Origin of the sequence: Streptococcus sp. SN-1 (genome assembly GCF_041154385.1) — a bacterium.
Classification (GTDB): Bacteria; Bacillota; Bacilli; order Lactobacillales; family Streptococcaceae; genus Streptococcus; species Streptococcus mitis_CT.
Window position 1 is genome coordinate 478,093 of sequence record NZ_AP028929.1, and the last position, 17,666, is coordinate 495,758.

Consider the following 17,666-nt stretch of genomic DNA (forward strand, 5'->3'; position numbering starts at 1 on the left):
ATGTCAGAGGAAGATTTATTTTATAAAGACGTTGAAGGTCGCATGGAAGAGTTGAAACAAAAACCTATCAAGAAAGAAAAAGAAACCCGAGGGGAAAAGATTAGTAAGACTTTTTCACTTTTACTGGGTTTAATGATTCTGATCGGTTTGCTCTTTACTTTGCTGGGAATTTTGAGGTAGGCCTATGATTGAAATACTGATTGTTTTAGCTATTGTCCTATCTATTGCTTTGATTGTATTGGTAACCATCCAACCCCGTCAAAATCAACTATTTTCCATGGATGCGACTAGTAATATTGGTAAGCCGAGTTACTGGCAGAGTAACACCTTGGTAAAGGTGCTCACTTTATTGGTGAGTTTGGCCCTATTCGTTTTACTATTAACCTTCATGGTGATAACTTACAAATAAAAGAAAACTTCAGATATTCACTTTTTGTGATTTGTCTGAAGTTTTCTTTTTTACTGTCCATATTTTTTGTAAAAATTAACTTTCACTTGGATGAAGGTTTTGGCTTCGCGTAGGAGTTGGAGGAGCGTGGCACGAGTTTCAAATTCTTCTCTTGTCTTGGGCAGACTGCGGTTGCGAAAGACTTCTAGATAGCGTTCAATTTCATCTAGTAAATCAGAAGCAGGATTGGTCTGGCTCAGTTGCCCTGCAATTTTTGAAAAGAGCTGGGCCAAAATCAGACTTTCACTGGCAGCTAGGTGACAGGTGTTGATTTGCTGGGCCATATTTCGTAGGATACGACTTTGTCGCTGTCTCATCTCAAAGTAGTGGATATGGTAGTCAGTTTGGTGAAAGAAGTGGTCAGAGTGATCCAAGTAGACCAGTCTGAGGGCTTCTTCCAAAAGGGTGTCCAATTCTTCCACCAGCTGTGCTCGGTTGCGTCCATCCCCTCTGGATAAATAATATTTGAAGCGTTGGAGGATATCTTTTAACTTTTCTTCCACCAGTGTGTGGTAGTGCTGGATTTCCTCTTCTCGTGAAGGCATGTAGAGATTGACCAGTAGGGCAAATCCTGTACCGATAGCAAAGAGAAGGAATTCGTTGACTAGGAGGTCTGGAGAGGTTGACTTTTGCACCAAGAGATGGCTAACCAAAACCGTGCTTGGTGTGATGCCAATTTCCCAGCCCATCTTGTAGGCCAGAGGAACGTATAGGGCTAGATAGAGGCCGAGGCTCCAGATATGAAATCCGCTCAAGTGAAAAGCCAAAACACCAATAGCCAGAGCTAGAAGCATAGAAAAAAGACGATTGCGAGCTAGTTTTAAAGTACTTCTACGTGTATCAGATAGGCTCAAGAGAGCGATGATTCCGGCCGAAACTGCTGAGGAAAGATTGAGAAAATAAGCAATAAGGCAGGCAAGACAGGTAGCTAAGATGAGCTTGGTCGTACGTTGGCTAATAGACATAAGAATTTCCTAATAGGTTAGAATAAAAGCGTAAAAGACAAGACCTGAGCAGGCTTGCCTTTATGAGTTATTTTTTACGGGCTGCTGCGTATTCGGCAACGGCAGTAAAGAGGACATCTGTAGAAGAGTTGAGGGCTGTTTCACATGAGTCTTGGATGACACCAATCACAAATCCAACCCCGACAACTTGCATGGCAATATCGTTAGAAATACCGAAAAGGCTACAAGCAACTGGGATAAGAAGGAGAGATCCTCCGGCAATACCAGAAGCACCACAGGCTGAGATAGCTGCTACCACACTAAGGACAAAGGCTGTTGCAAAGTCAACAGGAATTCCAAGAGTATTTACTGCAGCAAGGGTCAAAACGTTAATAGTAATCGCTGCTCCGGCCATGTTGATAGTAGAACCAAGTGGGATAGAAACAGAGTAGGTATCTGGATCTAGTCCAAGGTCATGGCAAAGTTTCATGTTGACAGGGATGTTAGCCGCAGAACTACGAGTGAAGAAGGCTGTCACACCGCTGACACGCAAACATTTCCAAACGAGAGGATAAGGGTTTCTCTTCATAAAGAGGAAGGCAATCAATGGATTGACTACCAGAGCCACAAAGAACATAGTTGTTACCAAGAGGGCAAGCAAGATTCCATAGTTGGCTAGGCTTCCGATTCCTTTATCAGAGATGGTTTTAAAGACAAGGCCAAGAATTCCAAATGGAGCTAGGTTGATGATCCATTCGACAATCTTAGAAGTTACATCAGCCATGGTTTTTAGCAATTCTTTACTATTTTTGCTGGCTTCTCTCATAGCAATCCCGAAAACAACTGCCCATGACAGGATACCGATGTAGTTGGCAGTAATGAGGGCATTGACTGGATTGTCAACCAGTTTGAGCAAGAGGTTGCTGAGGACCTGTCCAATCCCATCTGGTGGAGCAATATCGGTATTAGCGCTATTTAGGGTAATTTCAACAGGTACAATGAAACTTGCTAGTACAGCGATAAGGGCAGCGGCAAAGGTTCCCACCAAGTAAAGGAAGATAACGGTTTTCATATTGCTATCTTGTCCCTTTTGATGTTGGGAAAGGGCATTAGCAACGAGGGCAAAGACCAGAATGGGTGCGATGGCTTTGAGGCCACCAACAAAGAGATCTCCTAGTAGGCCAATTCCTGAAACAGTAGGAATTGTCAGTCCAAGGATTCCTCCAACAAGCATGCCAATCAAGATACGTTTGATTAGGCTTGCCTTATTCCAAGCATGAATAAATTTTTTCATAACAATCTCCTTTGTTGTGTAATGTTTATGATTATAGTATAAATATGAACTAAAATCAAGAATTTTCTGTCTATTTTTGAAATTATTTTTGAATATTTATGGAGAATGACACTTTATGAAAGTATGGTATAATAAATGAAAGGAGTTTTCTATGCAAGAATTTATTCAAACCTACCTCAATAAGCTTGATATAACAGCGATTATCGAGAATATCTTAACCAAGTTAATTTCTCTGTTATTCCTATTTTTGCTATTCTACATAGCTAAGAAAATGCTCCATACTATGGTGCAGAGAATTGTCAAACCTTCTCTAAAAATGTCTCACCACGATGTCGGGCGTCAGAAAACCATCTCACGTCTGTTAGAAAATGTGTTTAATTATACTCTTTATTTCTTTTTACTTTATTGTATCTTGTCTATTTTAGGCTTACCTGTTTCTAGTTTGCTGGCTGGAGCTGGGATCGCTGGGGTGGCTATTGGGATGGGAGCCCAAGGATTTCTGTCTGATGTCATCAATGGATTTTTCATCCTCTTTGAACGTCAACTGGATGTGGGAGATGAGGTTGTTCTGACAAATGGGCCTATTACTGTATCGGGCAAGGTCGTCAGCGTTGGCATTCGAACAACGCAACTCAGAGGAGAAGACCAGGTTCTACACTTCGTTCCCAATCGGAATATCACCGTCGTTAGCAATTTCTCTCGTACAGACCAGGCCTGAAATTTTAGTAGATTTATGGTACAATGGGAAGAGTTTGGTAAAGGAGAGAAGATGTTTTTAGAAAAACAGTTGGGCAATGGTTGTACCTGGATTAACCTAGATTTGGACAAGTTGAAAAAACTAGAGGACCTTTCTGAAATCTACGGTTTGGACAAGGAAACCATTGAGTACGCACTGGATAGGAATGAGCGTGCCCACATGGATTATCACCGCGAAAATGGGACTGTGACCTTTATCTACAATGTCTTGAACTTGAAAAAGGATAAGGCCTACTACGAAGCCTTTCCCATGACCTTTATCGTGGAACATCGTCGCCTGATTACCATTAGTAATACCAAGAACGCCTATGTCATTGAACAGATGACCCGTTATCTGGAGAGTCATGACACGCTTTCGATTTACAAGTTTCTCTTTGCCAGTCTGGAAATCATCAGCAATGCCTACTACCCTGTCATCGAGCAGATGGACAAGAGTAAGGATGAGGTCAATGGGCTCTTGCGCCAGCGGACGACTAAGAAAAACCTCTTTGCACTTTCCGACTTGGAAACTGGTATGGTTTATCTTACTGCGGCTGCCAAGCAAAATCGCATGTTGCTGGAACATATTCAAGGGCATGCCCTCTATCGCAGTTTTAACGAGATTGAGAGAGAGCAGTTTGATGATGCCATGATTGAGGCTCATCAGCTGGTGTCCATGACAGACTTGATTTCTCAAGTCCTCCAACAACTATCAGCATCTTACAACAACATCCTAAACAATAATCTGAATGATAATTTGACAACCTTGACCATCATTTCAGTCTTGCTAGCGGTTTTGGCAGTCGTGACAGGCTTTTTCGGAATGAATGTTCCCCTACCTTTAACAGATGAACCCCATGCTTGGCTCTACATCAGTTTGGCTAGTGCAGGCTTGTGGATTATCCTGTCATTACTACTAAGGAAAATTGCGAAAAAAAGTTAAGAAAAGGAGCCAGAATGGCGATTGAAAATTACATGCCAGATTTTGCTGTGGAAGCAGTCTATGATCTGACAGTTCCAAGCCTGCAGGCGCAGGGAATCAAGGCTGTTTTGGTCGATTTGGACAATACCCTCATTGCTTGGAACAACCCTGACGGGACGCCAGAGATGAAGCAATGGCTACATGATCTTCGGGACGCGGGCATTCGCATTATCGTAGTCTCAAATAATACCAAAAAACGAGTTCAACGCGCAGTTGAGAAATTTGGGATTGATTACGTTTATTGGGCTCTGAAGCCCTTCACATTTGGGATTGACCGTGCCATGAAGGAATTCCACTATGAGAAAAGTGAAGTGGCCATGGTCGGCGACCAGCTCATGACAGATATTCGAGCAGCCCACCGTGCTGGCATTCGCTCGATTTTAGTCAAACCCTTGGTCCAACATGACTCGATCAAAACGCAGATTAACCGAGCCCGTGAGCGCCGTGTCATGCGAAAGATCACTGAAAAGTACGGACCGATTACATATAAAAAAGGAATTTAACTATGGAAGAAATTCTCTGTATTGGTTGTGGAGCAACCATTCAGACGACAGACAAGGCTGGTCTTGGGTTTACCCCCCAGTCGGCACTTGAAAAAGGTTTGGAGACAGGCGAAGTCTATTGCCAACGCTGTTTCCGTCTCCGCCACTACAATGAAATCACGGATGTCCAGTTGACGGATGATGATTTCCTCAAGCTCTTGCACGAGGTGGGAGACAGTGATGCCTTAGTGGTCAATGTCATTGATATCTTTGATTTTAATGGCTCTGTCATCCCAGGTTTGCCACGTTTTGTCTCGGGCAATGATGTCCTCTTGGTGGGAAATAAAAAAGATATCTTGCCCAAGTCTGTTAAACCAGGCAAGATTAGCCAGTGGCTCATGGAACGTGCCCACGAAGAAGGGCTTCGTCCTGTGGATGTCGTCCTAACTTCGGCACAAAACAAACATGCCATTAAGGAAGTCATTGACAAAATCGAGCACTACCGTAAGGGCCGTGATGTCTATGTCGTTGGCGTGACAAACGTTGGAAAATCAACTCTTATCAATGCTATTATCCAAGAAATCACGGGTGACCAGAATGTCATTACGACGTCACGCTTCCCAGGGACGACCTTGGACAAGATTGAGATTCCGCTTGACGACGGATCTTATATCTACGATACACCGGGGATTATCCACCGTCACCAGATGGCTCACTACTTGACGGCCAAAAACCTCAAGTATGTCAGCCCTAAAAAGGAAATCAAGCCCAAAACCTATCAGCTTAATCCTGAACAAACTCTGTTTTTAGGTGGTTTGGGCCGTTTTGACTTCATTGCAGGTGAGAAGCAAGGTTTCACAGCCTTCTTTGACAATGAACTCAAACTCCACCGTACCAAGCTAGAAGGCGCTAGTGCCTTTTACGATAAGCACGTCGGAACTCTTCTGACACCACCAAATAGCAAGGAAAAAGAAGATTTTCCAAAATTGGTCCAACATGTCTTTAATATCAAGGAAAAGACAGACCTAGTCATCTCTGGACTCGGCTGGATCCGTGTAATAGGCACTGCCAAAGTCGCCGTCTGGGCACCAGAAGGCGTCGCAGTCGTCGCACGAAAAGCGATTATTTAAAATAAAATCACTGAGCGAACAAAGTGAGCTCATACAAAGATAGTTATTGCCGTGGTGTCTTGCCAATCGATAGATTGGCAAGGGACACAATTGAGACCAAGGCTCAATTGTGAGGTCAGGAAATCCATTTTTCAAAGATGAGATCTTTGGAAAATTAGTTCCGACCGTCCCTCACCACCTAAAATAACTATCAAAAAAACAAGGAAGAAATTATGTCATTAACATCAAAACAACGTGCCTTCCTCAACAGCCAGGCACACACCCTCAAACCCATCATCCAAATTGGAAAAAATGGTCTCAACGACCAAATCAAAACCAGCGTTCGTCAGGCACTTGACGCCCGCGAATTGATTAAGGTAACTCTCTTGCAAAATACAGATGAAAATATCCACGAAGTCGCTGAAATCTTGGAAGAAGAAATCGGTGTGGATACAGTCCAAAAAATCGGACGCATCTTGATTTTGTTTAAACAGTCTAGCAAGAAAGAGAATCGCAAGATTTCTAAAAAAGTCAAAGAAATCTAGGAAACCTACTCCAAATAACTGTTTTTACAGAGAAATAAAGGAGACTAGCCTATGGCAATCGAATTATTGACTCCCTTTACTAAGGTAGAGTTGGAGCCAGAAATCAAGGAGAAAAAACGCAAACAAGTCGGGATTTTAGGGGGGAATTTTAACCCTGTTCACAATGCCCATCTGATCGTTGCGGACCAAGTACGCCAGCAGTTAGGACTGGATCAAGTCTTGCTCATGCCTGAGTACCAACCTCCTCACGTAGATAAAAAGGAAACCATCCCTGAGCACCATCGTCTCAAGATGCTTGAATTGGCGATTGAGGGGATTGAAGGACTAGCCATTGAAACCATCGAGTTGGAGCGTAAGGGTATTTCCTACACCTACGACACCATGAAAATCTTGACAGAGCAACATCCTGACACGGATTATTACTTTATTATCGGAGCTGATATGGTGGACTATCTGCCTAAGTGGTATCGAATTGATGAGCTGGTAGACATGGTTCAGTTTGTGGGGGTTCAGCGCCCACGCTACAAGGCAGGGACTTCCTATCCCGTTATCTGGGTGGATGTGCCTCTCATGGATATCTCATCCAGCATGGTGCGTGATTTTATTGCCCAAGGTCGGAAACCCAACTTTCTCCTGCCTCAGCCTGTGCTAAACTACATCGAGAAGGAGGGACTCTACTGATGGCCTATCAAGACTATATCAACTGCTCCCGTGAGGCTTTGTTGGAAAAAATGGCAGAGCTTCTACCCGAAAAACGCTTAACCCATTGCTTGGGTGTGGAGCGTGCAGCCATAGAGCTGGCTCAGCGATTTGGAGTTGATACCGAGAAAGCAGGTCTTGCAGGTCTTCTCCATGATTATGCTAAGAAGCTGTCAGATCAGGAATTTCTTGAATTAATTGACCGTTATCAGCTAGATTCCGACCTCAAAAACTGGGGCAATAATGTCTGGCATGGCATGGTCGGCATCTACAAGATTCAGGAAGATTTGGATTTGCATGATTCTGAAATTCTACGAGCTATTGAAATCCATACAGTTGGGGCTGGTCAGATGACCTATCTTGATAAGATAATCTATGTCGCAGACTATATCGAGCACAATCGTGTCTTTCCAGGAGTGGATGTGGCACGTGAGATTGCAAGTCTATCGCTTGATAAGGCAGTGGCCTACGAAACAGCTCGTACCGTGGAGCATCTAGCTCATCAGGGATTCCCTATCTATCCCCAAACCCTTGAAACCTATAACGCCTTTGTGCACTATTTGGAAGAGGACTAAATGAAGACGGCTTTTATAATCATTGATGTTCAGAATATTTTAGTGGAAACCGGTTTTCAGACAAATAGTCTATTGGAAAAAATTTCTTATTTACAAAACCAGGCTAGAAGTAAGAATATCGAAATTATCTATGTTCAACATATTGAGAATCCTGAAGCCCAAACATCAGAAGATTGGCAGTTATCTGCGCTTTTAAATCGAAAACCTGATGAAAAGGTCATTCAGAAGAAGTATAATAGTATTTTCAAAGAAACTGGCTTAAAAGAATACTTGGATAAACAGGGGATTGAAAAATTAGTTTTATGTGGTATGCAGACAGAATATTGTGTGGATACCTCTGTCAAGGTTGCCTTTGAATATGGCTATCAGCTTATTATTCCAGAAGGTGCTGTCACAACCTTTGATGGGGATGACATTCCAGCAGAAACGATAAATGAATTTTATGAGGACATTTGGGAGGATCGCTTTGCAGATGTCCTAGATTATAAAAATATTTTTTGAAAGAGGACTAAATGAACGAAAAAGAATTACTAGAGCTAGTCGTGAAAGCGGCTGATGAGAAACGTGCGGAGGATATCCTCGCACTTGATGTACAAGATTTGACCAGCGTGACGGACTACTTTGTCATCACTAGCTCAATGAATAGCCGTCAGTTGGACGCTATCGCTGATAATATCCGTGAAAAAGTAGCTCAAGCAGGCTTTAAAGGTAGCCATGTCGAAGGCGATGCAGCTGGAGGCTGGGTCTTGCTGGACCTCGGTGGGGTTGTTGTGCATATCTTCTCAGAAGAAATGCGTGCCCACTATAACCTAGAAAAACTATGGCATGAGGCGGATTCTGTAGATATTTCAGAAATCTTAGCATAGGAGATAAACTCAGTTGTAGTCAACTGGGTTTCTTTGCTTATTATTAGAAGAAAATGGATAGAAAGGTGAGGGCTACTGGTGTTTACCATGGAGCTCTTAGTATCATGTTTTATGGCAACTTATGAAACCTTTGCGGCGATCTATGATGCGGTCATGGACGATAGTTTATATGATAAATGGACGGATTTTTCCCTGCGTCACTTGCCTAAGACAAAGGAGAGAAAGAAACTCTTGGAACTGGCTTGTGGGACAGGAATTCAATCTGTGCGCTTCTCTCAAGCTGGTTTTGATGTAACTGGACTTGACTTGAGTGGGGATATGTTGAAAATTGCGGAAAATAGAGCAACTTCCTCCAAGCAAAAGATTGCCTTTATAGAAGGCAATATGCTGGATTTGTCCAAGGCAGGTCAATACGACTTTGTCACGTGTTATTCGGACTCTATCTGCTATATGCAGGATGAGGTGGAAGTAGGGGACGTTTTTAAAGAAGTCTATAATTCCCTCAACGAAGATGGTGTATTTATCTTTGACGTGCACTCGACCTACCAGACAGATGAAGTATTCCCGGGTTATTCCTACCATGAAAATGCGGAAGATTTTGCTATGCTCTGGGATACCTATGAGGATGAAGCGCCTCACTCCATCGTCCATGAGCTGACTTTCTTTATCAAGGAGGCGGACGGTTCCTTTAGTCGCCACGATGAAGTGCATGAGGAGCGGACCTATGAAGTCTTGACCTATGATATTTTGCTGGAACAGGCTGGTTTCAAGTCTTTTAAACTCTATGCGGACTTTGAGGACAAGGAGCCAACAGAAACCAGCACCCGTTGGTTTTTTGTGGCGCAGAAGTAGGAGAAGTCTATGACTATCACAGGTATTATCGTGGAGTTTAATCCTTTTCATAATGGGCATAAATACCTGCTGGAACAGGTTGAGGGGCTGAAAATCGTGGCTATGTCTGGGAATTTCATGCAGCGTGGAGAACCAGCCATTGTAGATAAGTGGACTCGGGCCCAGATGGCACTGGAAAATGGAGCAGATTTGGTAGTAGAGTTGCCTTTTTTAGTCAGTGTTCAGGCAGCAGATTTCTTTGGTCAAGGAGCTGTGGATATCTTGGCTCGTTTGGGGATTGATACTCTAGCTTTTGGAACAGAGGAAGTTCTGGACTACCAGAAAATTGCTGACTTATACACAGAGCAAGGTACTAAGATGGAGAAATTTGTGGAAAATCTGCCAGATTCTCTCTCTTATCCTCAGAAAACTCAAGCCATGTGGAAGGAATTTGCAGGTCTTGATTTTTCTGGCAATACGCCCAATCATGTTCTTGCGCTTGCTTATGCTAAGGCAGTAGCGGGACGCAACATCAAACTCCAGCCGATTCAGCGTCAGGGGGCAGGTTATCATTCTGTGGACAAGAATGTGGCCTTTGCTTCGGCGACAGCCCTCCGTCAGCATCAGTTAGACCAAGATTTTTTAAAACGCTTTATGCCTTCTGTTGCCCTCTTTGAGCAGGCTAGTAAGGTGAGCTGGGAAGATTATTTTCCCTTGCTGCGCTATCAAATCTTGTCCAATCCAGACCTAACTACCATCTATCAGGTCAATCAAGAAATGGCTGTGCGCATCAAGGATGCTATCAAGACAGCTCAGTCTGTAGAAGAATTGGCCGAGGCTGTTGCGACCAAGCGGTATACTAAGGCGCGTGTTAGACGCCTCTTGACCTATATTTTGGTTCAAGTTAGAGAAAGTGACTTGCCAGAAGGCATCCATGTCCTTGGCTTTACCGAAAAAGGCAGACAACATCTCAAGTCTCTGAAAGGGCAGGTCAATCTAGTCAGCCGAATTGGTAAAGAATCTTGGGATGCTATGACCCAAAAGGTAGACCAGATTTACCAACTGGGAAATCCAAGTATAGCAGAGCAGAATTTTGGAAGAGTGCCGATAAGAATAGAAAAGAACTAAGTCTACTGAAAGGTGGACTTTTTGAGATTTTTTACGAATAAATAGATAGAAAAGAAAATCTTGTACAAGTTCCTGACAATTTCTTTCTTTTCGTGTATAATAGTGGAAAAGAGGTAAAACGAGGTATGGTTATGGAAGCAGTTCTTTACTCAACATTCCGAAATCATTTAAAAGACTACATGAAAAAGGTAAATGATGAATTTGAGCCTTTGACGGTGGTCAATAAAAATCCAAACGAGGACATTGTAGTTCTTTCAAAGAGCGAGTGGGATAGTATTCAAGAAACTCTGAGAATCGCTCAAAACAAGGAACTATCTGATAAGGTTTTGCGAGGAATGGCTCAAGTCCGTGCTGGAAGCACTCAAGTCCATGTTATTGAGGAGTGAGGAATGCTGCTCAAGTTTACAGAAGATGCCTGGGCAGATTATTGCTACTGGCAAACTCAGGACAAGAAAACGTTAAAAAGAATCAATAACCTAATCAAGGATATTCAACGTGATCCCTTTACAGGAATAGGTAAGCCAGAACCACTCAAGTATGACTACCAAGGAGCCTGGTCACGTCGTATCGACGCAGAAAATCGCTTGATTTATATGATGGATGGAGATAGCGTGGCTTTCTTGTCCTTTAAAGATCATTACTAAGTCTACTGCGAAGTAGGCTTTTTATTTTTTAAATTTTTATTAGTAAGTTTAAGATAAAGTTTTTTGGAAAATGACAGAAGCCCTAGTACAAAAGACAAAAACTCAGTAAAGAAATTTAGTATATGAACTTCGATCTTTACCCTTGAATACGCTTTATAACTCGTATTTTGTGGTATAATGAAGAGAATTGTTAATAATAAAAACAGGGGAAGTAAATGTCTAATTTCAAAGAAAAATTACCACTATTCCAAGCAAATGACATCCAAATTTCTAATGATGTCAATACGGTTTGGTCTATCGCTAACACTCTTAGAGGAGCTTATCGAGCAGATAAGTATCGCGATGTCATTATTCCAATGTTTGTCCTGACTCGTTTAGAAGCTGCCTTGCTGCCAACCAAGGATCAGGTGGTAGCACAATACAAAGCAAATCCCAATACACCTGAGAAAGTGTTGGAGAAACTTTCAGGCTATCGTTACTACAATGTTAGTCCTTTTACGTTGGAAAATCTTCAAAACGATCCAAATGCAATCGAGGAGAATTTTCTAGCCTATCTGGATGGCTATTCCTGTCGTGTCAAGGACATCATTGAAAACCTAAAATTTAAAGAACAAGTCCGTACCCTGGCCCAGAGTGGTCGCCTTTTCACGGTTATTAAAAAGTTCTCTCAAATTGATTTGTCTCCAAGTTCAGTCGACTCTATGCGTATGGGATACATGTTTGAGGATATCATCCGCCGATTTTCTGAAAATGAGGAAGCGGGGTCTCACTATACCCCTCGTGAAGTTATTGCTCTGATGGTCAATCTCCTCTTGATTGAGGCAGACGAAGAACTTTTTGTTGATAAAAAAGAGTTGAAAATACTAGACATGGCGGCTGGAACTGGGGGAATGCTGGCTACGGCTAAAAGCTATATCCGTCAGTTGAATACAGGAGCCACTGTCCGACTCTTTGGTCAGGAAGTTTTGCCTGAAACCTTTGGGATTGGTCGTGCAGATATGCTAATTCGTCAGGAAGATTCTGACTATTTTGTGAAGGTGGATACCTTAAAAGATCCAGATCCTTTCCCAGATACTAAGATGAGCTTTGTCATCGCTAACCCTCCCTTCGGTCAAGCTTGGGGTGGTAAGGATGCGGATGATGGGGTTGAGGATGCAGTTAAGAAAGATCAGCAACTCTTTGATAAAACAGAAGGTCGTCAAGGTCGTTTTGTTGCGACTCCAGGAACTGGCGATGCCCAACTGCTTTTCCATCTTCATGCTCTTGCAAAATTAGAAGAAAACGGTCGAGCTGCTATCATTTCAAATGGGTCTCCTCTATTTTCTGGTGGTACTTCATCTGGGGAGAGTCAGATTCGTCGTTATATCCTAGAGAATGACTTGCTAGAAGCTATAGTCGCCCTTCCAGGTCAATTTTTCTATAATACAGGAATTGGGATTTATATCTGGATTTATAATAAAAACAAGTCTCCTGAGCGCCAGAACAAGGTTCAGTTTATCGATGCGACGGAGGAGTTTGTTCCTCTACGTAAATCTCTAGGTCAAAAACGCCGTGAGTTGTCCCAAGATAATATCCGTCAGATCCTTCGCTGGTACGATGATTTTCAAGAAAATGACCATGTAAAAATCTTTGACAATCAAGAGTTTCTCTATCGAGAGTTTACAGTTATGCAACCTCTGCAACGTCGTGGCCAGATAAGCGAAGAAACAATTGAGAAAGCGAAAAGTGTTCCTTTCCTAGCTAAACTATTTGATGAATACAAGTACCAAGAATTGCTAGAGATGGAACCACGTTCAGCCAAGGATGAGAAAAAATTACAGGACTTTGTAGCTGGCAAGACCAAGCAAGAAGCTATCCTGACAGCTCTTGCTAAGGGAAGCTCTGACAAGACCTATCCTAACTTTGAGAACTTTGTCCAAGTCATCAAGGACTTGCTGGGAGAGTTTAAGCTTACGCCTGCTAATATCAATGCGCTAGCCTTAGCTATGAGTGAAATGGACAAGACAGCAGAGGTTATCCGAACCAAGAGGAAAGATAAGGCAAATGAGATTGCCGATGGGATTGTCTATGATAAGACAACCAAGGACAGTGAAATCGTTAAGCTGACAGAGGATGTGGAAACCTACTTTGCGCGTGAGGTTTATCCTCATGTACCTGACGCCCACTACTGGTTTGATGAGGAAAAAGGCTATGGAGCTGAGATTCCTTTTACCCGTTATTTCTATCACTACCAAGCACCAGAAAGTGCTGAGAAGTTATTGGCAGAGTTCTATGACTTAGAAGCAGAACTACAGACTCTCTTGGAGGAACTCAAACATGACTAGGATGAAAGAGAGTGGTATCGACTGGATCGGACAGATACCAGAAGAGTGGGAAGTAGTGAGACTTCAAGATATAGGGAACTATAGAAAAGGTCCATTTGGAAGTGCGATTACTATTGATATGTTTATCGAAAAAAGTCCTTGCTCATATAAAGTTTACGAGCAGAAAAATGCAATAAGAGGCAATTGTGAAATAGGTGAAGCTTATATTCCTAAAAGTGTTTATAATAATCTGAAAAATTTTTCAGTATATCCTCTGGATATTATAGTTAGTTGTGCTGGAACAATTGGAAAATGCTATATTTTACCTGAAGACTGTGAACAAGGAATTATTAATCAGGCTCTAATGAGAGTGAGAGTAAATAAAAGCGTTAATTTAGAGTATTTTCTTTATATTTTCGATATTGTTTTATCGTATGCTGCTATCAAATATAGTAACGGAAGTGCAATTAAGAACATACCTCCATTTAATGTTCTTAATAAACTAAGAGTAACTTTGCCTTCAAATATTGAGCAACATCAAATTGTAAATTATCTTGATAAGAAAACTGCTCAGTTGGATAAGGTAAAAAGTTTACTAGAGGAGCAAATTCAAAAACTCAAAGACTACCGTGCTAGCTTGATTTATGAGACTGTCACAAAAGGATTGGATAAAAACGTCCCCATGAAATATTCAGGTATCGACTGGATCGGACAGGTGCCTGAAGGGTGGGGAGTGAGTCGCCTAAAATATTATTTTGATATATATGCTGGAGGGGATATAGACGAAAGAAATACAGTTGAGGAATACACAGAAAGTCATCCTTATCCCGTTCTTTCTAATTCTCTCGAAAATGACGGTGTGTTGGGGTACACTAATAAATATCGATTTAAAAATAATTGTGTCACTGTGACTGGTAGGGGAGATGTTGGAAAAGCAGTGTATAGGAATATTAAATTTTATCCTGTTGTTCGCTTATTGGTTTGTGTTCCAAAAAGTCAGGTGGATTGTAGATTTGTAACGTATTGGATAAATTCAGCTATAATTGAGAAAAATCAAACAGCAGTTTCACAATTAACAATTCAAATGTTAGGGGAACTTATCTTTACAAATGTACCATATGTAGAACAGAAAAAAATCGCTGATTTCTTAGACGAAAAAACGGTTCAAATTGATAAATTAATTCAAATCAAGAACCAACAAATTAAAAATATTAACAAACAACGACAAACTCTTATTTATGATTATGTAACAGGAAAGAGGAGAGTTTAGAAGTGTAACTTGTATCTGGTTGAAACAAGTGAATGATAGGATGGTCCTAAAATATGAAAGAAAATTATAGTCTATCTGTATCTCAAATAAAGAAATCGATTAAGGAAAATTCTTTAATCTTATTTGTTGGTGCGGGGATATCTGCTAATTCAAATTTACCTACTTGGAAAGAATTGATTCAATCATTTAAAAAAGAATTGGATTTGCCAGATGGCGATTCGGATGATTATTTACGAGTTGCTCAGTATTATTATGATACATTTGGGAAAAATCAGTATACAAAAAAGATAGAGGAAATTTTTTTTAGTAAGGGAACAAGTAAACCAAACGAGTTACATACACTAATAGAGAAAATAGCTCCGAAACATATTATTACGACAAACTATGATTCTCTACTGGAAGATCAGTTTGAAAATGGCTTGTTAAAGTACAATGTCGTCGCTGAGGATAAAGATATTCCATATACAAGTTCTGAAAGATATTTAATTAAAATGCATGGTGACTTCAGCAAAAAAAATATTGTTTTGAAAGAAGATGATTATTTAGACTATGCGTTAAATTTTCCAATGGTTTCTACTTTAATTCAGTCGTTGATAATGAACCATACCTTATTGTTCGTAGGCTATTCTTTAGGTGATTCGACTTTTAATTCTATATTTCGATTGATTCAAAACACATTTAAATTAGATGCTAAATTCGCCTATTTTTATACACCTGAAGAACCTTCGATGATTATTAGAGAGTATTATAAAAAACAAGGCATTATCATTGTTTCTAACGAAACTTCTTCAGTTGAAGAAACGGACAATCAGAACAAAAAGTATATTAGTACAAAGAGATTTTTAGAGACTCTTTCTGAAAATAGGAATAACACGGTAAAGAATGCTGAAGATTTATGGAATCAACTTGCTTTTTTAGATAGGCTTAGTTTTATCGATTCGAAAGATTTTTCGACATACTCCACTTTAAAGAGAAGAGCTTTAAACAGGGATGATAGCTATAGCTGGTTTGAAAATGATAGCTTAAGATTTGAACTTGAGGATCATGAAGAGTTACGAAATATGGTCACTAACAAATCTCTCTTAAAACATTTTTTTGATATTGAATTAGAAGAAACAAGAGAATTCAAAGCAAATAGATTTTTAATGGAGGCGTTCGAGTTATATGAGGAAAGACAATATGCTTTCGCAAAAGCAAAGTTTAGAGAGTTAGCGAATATAGCATTTCGCCAGAAAGACTATTTTAATTTTCTTGTGTGTGAATTTAATTTTCAACACATCCCCATAAATTTTTTTGAAGAAGCACCTAATTATGCTGAATCATTATATAGTGGAGAACTAAATGAACTCACGGAACAAATCATTAACTCGGTTACAGGTGATGAGAAAAAAATTATAGAATTTTTTAGAGATTCAATCCTTAACTTCAATTTTTTATACAGAAAATTAGAAACGATTAATGAATTATTCGATAAAATTCGTGAAGAGCATGAAAACTATAGGAGGGGAGGACAGTCTTTTAATAACCATCTCTATAATGCTGAATTTGAAGTGAAAAATCTTTATAACTTTATAAAACTAAACTGTTTGTGTGTTGAACATTATAAGATGTTTAAATCAATCATTAATAGATACTTAGAAATGTTATTACTCAGTTATGATAATTCATATGTAAATCATGAAAAATTTATTTCTGAAGGGACAGCATCAATAATTAGGGAACTTGATTTGGACGATGTTCAATTGATTCTTCCTAGTATCGATTTTAAAGTAGTAGATTTATATTTTAGAAATTACTCATTTAGTAAAATTAAAGTTACTGTAGAAGCAGAAGAATTTTTATTTAACAGAATAACTTATCTGCAAGAAAAGGTTAAATCTCATGTAGATACTCATTTCCATGAACTTAGAAATATGCTAAATTTTCTGCCTTTTATTGATGATGTAGACGTATCAAGAATAATAAATATTTTAGACTCTCAAACACTATACTTTAATTTAGCTAAAGAAATTAAGGGTCTCATTAGAGTTGTCCGTGATAATAAAGGCGCTATTAATGATGATTTGTTGAAATCTAAGATAGTTGATATTGTTAATAAACATTTAAATATAATTTTGAAAAATAATTTTTCTTTATATCATTCATCGTATCCTTTATATTCTCAGTTATTAGAATACTGCTCAACTGAAGAAGAAACTGCAAGAGTAGTGCTTGAAAAGCTCAATATAGATATTCTAAAAATTAAATATCAAAATGATGATGTTGAAAATATTATGGAGTATTCTGATTTGTTACGTCATTTATTTAACAATCTTGAAGAGGATACTAAAAAAGATGTTCTAGAAATCCTAAGTGCTTATGAGGACTCAGAAAATATCTTTTATTACAAAGTAATTGAACTGATGTTTTCAAAAGTGTATGATTTTCCTAAGCTACAAAACAAAATCTATCAACACTTAATTAAAAGAATTAATGAGGGGCATGAAGATGGCATAATAACAATACCAGATCCAAGAGAACAGTCAGTAGGTGATTTATACAATCTAAGCAGAGAGGGATATTTTTCAGAGTTTGACATTTTAAAAGATATCAAAGAAAATATTCGAGGACTCTACCCTGAAGTAGACTGGACTTGGTACGATGATAGAAGTGATGAGGTAATTCATCGTTTATTAGAGTACAGAACTCCAATTAATATTAAAACTTATTTTTCAAAAAATGAAGAAGATAATAAATTGATTGATGAGTATATAATCAGAACTCTCAATGAAGAAAAAATTACGTTTAAGAAATGAACTGAACCAACGAAAT

The 17,666-nt window shown here is 39.8% G+C and carries 20 protein-coding genes; 18 read left to right on the forward strand and 2 right to left on the reverse strand.

Annotation, left to right across the window (positions count from 1 at the left end; translation table 11 throughout):
* Together asp4 and ACAM22_RS02105 are read left to right on the forward strand one after the other, a co-directional pair.
* The gene (gene asp4 / locus ACAM22_RS02100; protein ID WP_001287962.1) at positions 1-180 is read left to right on the forward strand and encodes an accessory secretory system protein Asp4; all 180 of its coding nucleotides are present in this window, start codon (positions 1-3) and stop codon (positions 178-180) included.
* Between the two features lie 4 nt (positions 181-184).
* Entirely contained in the window at positions 185-409 is a 225-nt protein-coding gene (locus tag ACAM22_RS02105; RefSeq protein ID WP_050230870.1) for an accessory secretory protein Asp5, read from the forward strand.
* Between the two features lie 50 nt (positions 410-459).
* Here the strand turns inward: ACAM22_RS02105 and ACAM22_RS02110 are convergent, their stop codons facing one another.
* On the reverse strand, positions 460-1,413 hold the full coding sequence (locus ACAM22_RS02110; protein ID WP_369606873.1) for an aromatic acid exporter family protein: 954 nt from the start codon (positions 1,411-1,413) through the stop codon (positions 460-462).
* 67 nt (positions 1,414-1,480) lie between these two features.
* Positions 1,481-2,686, reverse strand: a complete 1,206-nt coding sequence (gene sstT, locus ACAM22_RS02115; RefSeq protein ID WP_261050557.1) for a serine/threonine transporter SstT — start codon at positions 2,684-2,686, stop codon at positions 1,481-1,483.
* Positions 2,687-2,837: 151 nt separating this feature from the next.
* Here sstT and ACAM22_RS02120 point away from each other — a divergent pair, with 151 nt between their 5' ends.
* From ACAM22_RS02120 to ACAM22_RS02195, 16 genes are all read left to right on the forward strand, one after another.
* Positions 2,838-3,404, forward strand: a complete 567-nt coding sequence (locus tag ACAM22_RS02120; RefSeq protein ID WP_369606874.1) for a mechanosensitive ion channel family protein — start codon at positions 2,838-2,840, stop codon at positions 3,402-3,404.
* A gap of 51 nt (positions 3,405-3,455) precedes the next feature.
* A complete protein-coding gene (locus ACAM22_RS02125; protein WP_219599671.1) occupies positions 3,456-4,364 on the forward strand; it encodes a magnesium transporter CorA family protein in 909 nt (302 codons plus the stop codon).
* Between the two features lie 14 nt (positions 4,365-4,378).
* On the forward strand, positions 4,379-4,906 hold the full coding sequence (locus ACAM22_RS02130) for a YqeG family HAD IIIA-type phosphatase (RefSeq protein WP_261050550.1): 528 nt from the start codon (positions 4,379-4,381) through the stop codon (positions 4,904-4,906).
* Between the two features lie 2 nt (positions 4,907-4,908).
* On the forward strand, positions 4,909-6,015 hold the full coding sequence (yqeH, locus tag ACAM22_RS02135; RefSeq protein WP_261050549.1) for a ribosome biogenesis GTPase YqeH: 1,107 nt from the start codon (positions 4,909-4,911) through the stop codon (positions 6,013-6,015).
* Between the two features lie 212 nt (positions 6,016-6,227).
* Positions 6,228-6,539, forward strand: a complete 312-nt coding sequence (gene yhbY, locus ACAM22_RS02140; protein WP_000060169.1) for a ribosome assembly RNA-binding protein YhbY — start codon at positions 6,228-6,230, stop codon at positions 6,537-6,539.
* A 51-nt stretch (positions 6,540-6,590) separates the two neighbouring features.
* Positions 6,591-7,220 (forward strand): nicotinate-nucleotide adenylyltransferase, encoded by a 630-nt coding sequence (locus ACAM22_RS02145; protein ID WP_261050546.1) that lies wholly within the window; start codon positions 6,591-6,593, stop codon positions 7,218-7,220.
* Entirely contained in the window at positions 7,220-7,813 is a 594-nt protein-coding gene (yqeK, locus tag ACAM22_RS02150; RefSeq protein ID WP_369606875.1) for a bis(5'-nucleosyl)-tetraphosphatase (symmetrical) YqeK, read from the forward strand. The genes ACAM22_RS02145 and yqeK overlap by 1 nt, the downstream gene beginning before the upstream one ends.
* Complete coding sequence (locus ACAM22_RS02155) at positions 7,814-8,314, forward strand: cysteine hydrolase family protein (protein WP_369606876.1); 501 nt, start codon at positions 7,814-7,816, stop codon at positions 8,312-8,314.
* 11 nt (positions 8,315-8,325) lie between these two features.
* On the forward strand, positions 8,326-8,679 hold the full coding sequence (gene rsfS / locus ACAM22_RS02160) for a ribosome silencing factor (RefSeq protein ID WP_261050542.1): 354 nt from the start codon (positions 8,326-8,328) through the stop codon (positions 8,677-8,679).
* A 111-nt stretch (positions 8,680-8,790) separates the two neighbouring features.
* Positions 8,791-9,531, forward strand: coding sequence for a class I SAM-dependent methyltransferase (locus ACAM22_RS02165; protein ID WP_261050540.1), 741 nt, complete (start codon positions 8,791-8,793; stop codon positions 9,529-9,531).
* Between the two features lie 9 nt (positions 9,532-9,540).
* Positions 9,541-10,638: a nucleotidyltransferase gene (locus ACAM22_RS02170; protein WP_261050538.1), complete on the forward strand. Its 1,098-nt coding sequence runs from the start codon at positions 9,541-9,543 to the stop codon at positions 10,636-10,638.
* Positions 10,639-10,769: 131 nt separating this feature from the next.
* Positions 10,770-11,024, forward strand: a complete 255-nt coding sequence (locus ACAM22_RS02175) for a type II toxin-antitoxin system Phd/YefM family antitoxin (protein ID WP_180375037.1) — start codon at positions 10,770-10,772, stop codon at positions 11,022-11,024.
* Between the two features lie 3 nt (positions 11,025-11,027).
* Entirely contained in the window at positions 11,028-11,282 is a 255-nt protein-coding gene (locus ACAM22_RS02180; RefSeq protein ID WP_369606877.1) for a Txe/YoeB family addiction module toxin, read from the forward strand.
* Between the two features lie 215 nt (positions 11,283-11,497).
* A complete protein-coding gene (locus ACAM22_RS02185; RefSeq protein ID WP_369606878.1) occupies positions 11,498-13,606 on the forward strand; it encodes an N-6 DNA methylase in 2,109 nt (702 codons plus the stop codon).
* On the forward strand, positions 13,599-14,855 hold the full coding sequence (locus ACAM22_RS02190; protein ID WP_369606879.1) for a restriction endonuclease subunit S: 1,257 nt from the start codon (positions 13,599-13,601) through the stop codon (positions 14,853-14,855). The genes ACAM22_RS02185 and ACAM22_RS02190 overlap by 8 nt, the downstream gene beginning before the upstream one ends.
* Before the next feature lie 53 nt (positions 14,856-14,908).
* Complete coding sequence (locus tag ACAM22_RS02195) at positions 14,909-17,650, forward strand: SIR2 family protein (protein WP_369606880.1); 2,742 nt, start codon at positions 14,909-14,911, stop codon at positions 17,648-17,650.
* The last annotated feature ends 16 nt before the right edge of the window (positions 17,651-17,666 follow it).

Excerpts from the sequence above, each read along its gene's own strand:
- asp4 (WP_001287962.1), top strand. The coding sequence starts at position 1 with ATGTCAGAGGAAGATTTATTTTATAAAGACGTTGAAGGTCGCATGGAA.
- ACAM22_RS02105 (WP_050230870.1), top strand. The coding sequence starts at position 185 with ATGATTGAAATACTGATTGTTTTAGCTATTGTCCTATCTATTGCTTTG.
- ACAM22_RS02110 (WP_369606873.1), bottom strand. The coding sequence starts at position 1,413 with ATGTCTATTAGCCAACGTACGACCAAGCTCATCTTAGCTACCTGTCTT.
- sstT (WP_261050557.1), bottom strand. The coding sequence starts at position 2,686 with ATGAAAAAATTTATTCATGCTTGGAATAAGGCAAGCCTAATCAAACGT.
- ACAM22_RS02120 (WP_369606874.1), top strand. The coding sequence starts at position 2,838 with ATGCAAGAATTTATTCAAACCTACCTCAATAAGCTTGATATAACAGCG.
- ACAM22_RS02125 (WP_219599671.1), top strand. The coding sequence starts at position 3,456 with ATGTTTTTAGAAAAACAGTTGGGCAATGGTTGTACCTGGATTAACCTA.
- ACAM22_RS02130 (WP_261050550.1), top strand. The coding sequence starts at position 4,379 with ATGGCGATTGAAAATTACATGCCAGATTTTGCTGTGGAAGCAGTCTAT.
- yqeH (WP_261050549.1), top strand. The coding sequence starts at position 4,909 with ATGGAAGAAATTCTCTGTATTGGTTGTGGAGCAACCATTCAGACGACA.
- yhbY (WP_000060169.1), top strand. The coding sequence starts at position 6,228 with ATGTCATTAACATCAAAACAACGTGCCTTCCTCAACAGCCAGGCACAC.
- ACAM22_RS02145 (WP_261050546.1), top strand. The coding sequence starts at position 6,591 with ATGGCAATCGAATTATTGACTCCCTTTACTAAGGTAGAGTTGGAGCCA.
- yqeK (WP_369606875.1), top strand. The coding sequence starts at position 7,220 with ATGGCCTATCAAGACTATATCAACTGCTCCCGTGAGGCTTTGTTGGAA.
- ACAM22_RS02155 (WP_369606876.1), top strand. The coding sequence starts at position 7,814 with ATGAAGACGGCTTTTATAATCATTGATGTTCAGAATATTTTAGTGGAA.
- rsfS (WP_261050542.1), top strand. The coding sequence starts at position 8,326 with ATGAACGAAAAAGAATTACTAGAGCTAGTCGTGAAAGCGGCTGATGAG.
- ACAM22_RS02165 (WP_261050540.1), top strand. The coding sequence starts at position 8,791 with ATGGCAACTTATGAAACCTTTGCGGCGATCTATGATGCGGTCATGGAC.
- ACAM22_RS02170 (WP_261050538.1), top strand. The coding sequence starts at position 9,541 with ATGACTATCACAGGTATTATCGTGGAGTTTAATCCTTTTCATAATGGG.
- ACAM22_RS02175 (WP_180375037.1), top strand. The coding sequence starts at position 10,770 with ATGGAAGCAGTTCTTTACTCAACATTCCGAAATCATTTAAAAGACTAC.
- ACAM22_RS02180 (WP_369606877.1), top strand. The coding sequence starts at position 11,028 with ATGCTGCTCAAGTTTACAGAAGATGCCTGGGCAGATTATTGCTACTGG.
- ACAM22_RS02185 (WP_369606878.1), top strand. The coding sequence starts at position 11,498 with ATGTCTAATTTCAAAGAAAAATTACCACTATTCCAAGCAAATGACATC.
- ACAM22_RS02190 (WP_369606879.1), top strand. The coding sequence starts at position 13,599 with ATGACTAGGATGAAAGAGAGTGGTATCGACTGGATCGGACAGATACCA.
- ACAM22_RS02195 (WP_369606880.1), top strand. The coding sequence starts at position 14,909 with ATGAAAGAAAATTATAGTCTATCTGTATCTCAAATAAAGAAATCGATT.